Origin of the sequence: Streptomyces sp. UH6 (assembly GCF_013421635.1) — a bacterium.
Taxonomy (GTDB): Bacteria; Actinomycetota; Actinomycetes; order Streptomycetales; family Streptomycetaceae; genus Streptomyces; species Streptomyces abyssomicinicus.
Map to the genome: position 1 here is coordinate 1 of NZ_JACADT010000945.1, position 2,204 is coordinate 2,204.

Here is a 2,204-nt window from a genome sequence, read left to right on the forward strand (position 1 = left end):
GTGTAGGAGGTGGCCGTGTTGGTGAGGAAGTTCCAGCGGCACTCCTCGCAGAACGGCGCGAGCCCCTCGCGGGGCGTGCGGCACTGAGGGCAGAGTTCCTGCGGACGGCCCCCCTGGCCGCCGCCCCCCGCGGGCGGCGGCGGGAAGCCGTACCCGCCCGGAGGCGGGGGCGGAGGCGGAGGCACGGCACCGGCCATGCGGTGACCGCAGACCTCGCACCAGTCGTCGGAACCCGACTGGTGTCCGTTCGGGCAGGTCGGCATGTCGGCGCTTCCCCCTCTCCCTTTCCGGCCGCTCGGCGGGCCGGCTCGCTCACTGCTCGTGCGGTCGCCTCTTCACACGGACCGTTTTGGTGGACCGGGTCTCGAGAGTCATCTCGTCGGCTTCCGCGACCTTCGTCTTCAGTCGCACAGTACCTGTCGCTTCGTCGACCACGTCCACCACCTTCGAAAGCAGTTTCGCCGTATCGGCGTTTCCCGACAGCCCGGCGAGCTGCACCGCCCGGCCGAGTTTGGCGGTCGCTCCGTCCACGTCACCCGCCTTGCGGGCCTCCAGACCTCGCTTGATGGCCTCGGCGAGTTCCGCCTGCCCGGTGTAGTGCGCGACCTGCGGATCGATCGAGGTCGAGGCGGCCAGGTCGTCGGTCCACACGGCGCGGACCAGGCCCTGCGCACCCAGGTTCTCGGCGGAGCCGTCGGGCCGCGGCACCACCAGCGAGACGCGGGCGGCGAGCATCTCCCGGCCGATCCCGGCGGGCGGCACCTCCACACAGACGTGGTAGTCCCGGGACTCGTCGCCCCATGACCCGGTCGGGTAGTCCCCGGCCCGCGGCCCGGCCTCGCGGCGGCGGCCGGTCAGGTCCTCGACGGCGGGCGCGACCTGCTTGACGAAGCGGAGCCGCGCCCCGGCCGGTGTCCACAGCCGCAGCGCCACGTCGGCGACGCCCTTGCCCATCGCCGTCTCCATCATCGAGGTGAAGTCGGCGGCCAGGTTCTGCGGATCGGCCACGATGTCCGCGGTGCCCAGCAGCGCGGAGGCGATCGCGGTGACCTCCCCCACCTCCCAGTCGGTGCCCACGCCCCTCGCGTCGCAGGTGAACCGCCCGGCGCAGTGCTCCAGGGCCGACGCCAGCCGCTCGGGGGACTCGTGCTCGTTGCGGCCGTCGGTGAGCAGGATGCCGTGCCGGATCGTCACGTCCGCCGACGACAGCAGGCGCTCCGCCAGGCGCAGCCAGGTGCCGATCGCCGTGCCGCCCCCCGCGGTCAGCCGGCGCAGCGCCTGTTTGGCCAGGGCCCGGGTCTCCGGGCCGGCGACGGCGAGCCGGCCGTCGCCCGGATAGACCTCCTGGGCGACATGGGTCCCGCCGACCACCGCGAACCGCACCCCGTCGCGGACCGTGTCGATCGCCGCGGCCGTCGCCTCCCGGGCGCCGCGCATCTTGGCCGGCGGATAGTCCATGGAACCCGAGCAGTCCACCATGATCACCACGGCGGCGTCCGGGCCGCCGCCCGAGCCGGACGGGTGGTACCCGGTGCCCCCCGCCCGCAGGGCGCCGCCGCCGGTGGCCGTGACGGTCACCACGGCGTTCACCTCGCCGGCACCCTCCGGAAGGTACTCGTTCTGGTAGACGTCCACGGAGAAACGCGGCACGTCCGGTTTCGAGAGAATCGCCATGCGTTCGTCCCCCCTGGCGCCCGCGGCTCCCTCGGCCGGGCGCGCCTCAGCCGGATCCTGCCCCCGTGCCCGGGCCGGGGAACGGCACCAACGCCACTGTTACGTTGTCGTGGCCCCCTCCGTCCAGGGCGTGACCGACCAGGACGCGGGCGCTGTGCAGCGGGCGGGTGGCCGCGTCGGCCGGGAGGATCTCCGCCATCTGCTCCGCGGTCTCGGCGTAGTTCCACAGGCCGTCCGTGCAGACCACCACCACACCGGGCCGGTCCGGCTTGAACGAGGCGGTGTGCGGCTCGAGTTCGTAGGCGTCGGCCCCCAGCCAGCCGGTGATCGCGTGGGCGCGCTCGTCGGCGTACGCCTGCGCCTCGCTCATCAGCCCGGCCGCGACCATCTGCGCCGCCCAGGAGTCGTCCTCGGTGAGCCGCGCCGGGGCGGACCGGTCGTCGGGCACCCAGTAGGCGCGGCTGTCGCCGACCCAGCCGACCACCAGCAGGCCGTCGGCGACCACCGCGGAGACCAGGGTGCAGGCCGGG

General features: G+C 74.0%; 2 protein-coding genes and 1 pseudogene. All 3 read right to left on the bottom strand.

All coding sequences use genetic code 11. From position 1 onward, the window contains the following. A pseudogene (locus HW445_RS32915) lies at window positions 1–263 on the bottom strand (phosphopeptide-binding protein); the annotation flags it as partial. A gap of 49 nt (window positions 264–312) precedes the next feature. After that, window positions 313–1,674, bottom strand: a complete 1,362-nt coding sequence (locus tag HW445_RS27870) for a VWA domain-containing protein (RefSeq protein ID WP_180223633.1) — start codon at window positions 1,672–1,674, stop codon at window positions 313–315. 46 nt (window positions 1,675–1,720) lie between these two features. Continuing rightward, a partial coding sequence (locus HW445_RS27875) for a PP2C family serine/threonine-protein phosphatase (protein WP_180223634.1) occupies window positions 1,721–2,204 on the bottom strand: 484 nt, incomplete at its 5' end.

Bases quoted from the DNA above. Each gene is read 5' to 3' on its own strand.
- HW445_RS27870 (WP_180223633.1), bottom strand. From the start codon at position 1,674: ATGGCGATTCTCTCGAAACCGGACGTGCCGCGTTTCTCCGTGGACGTC.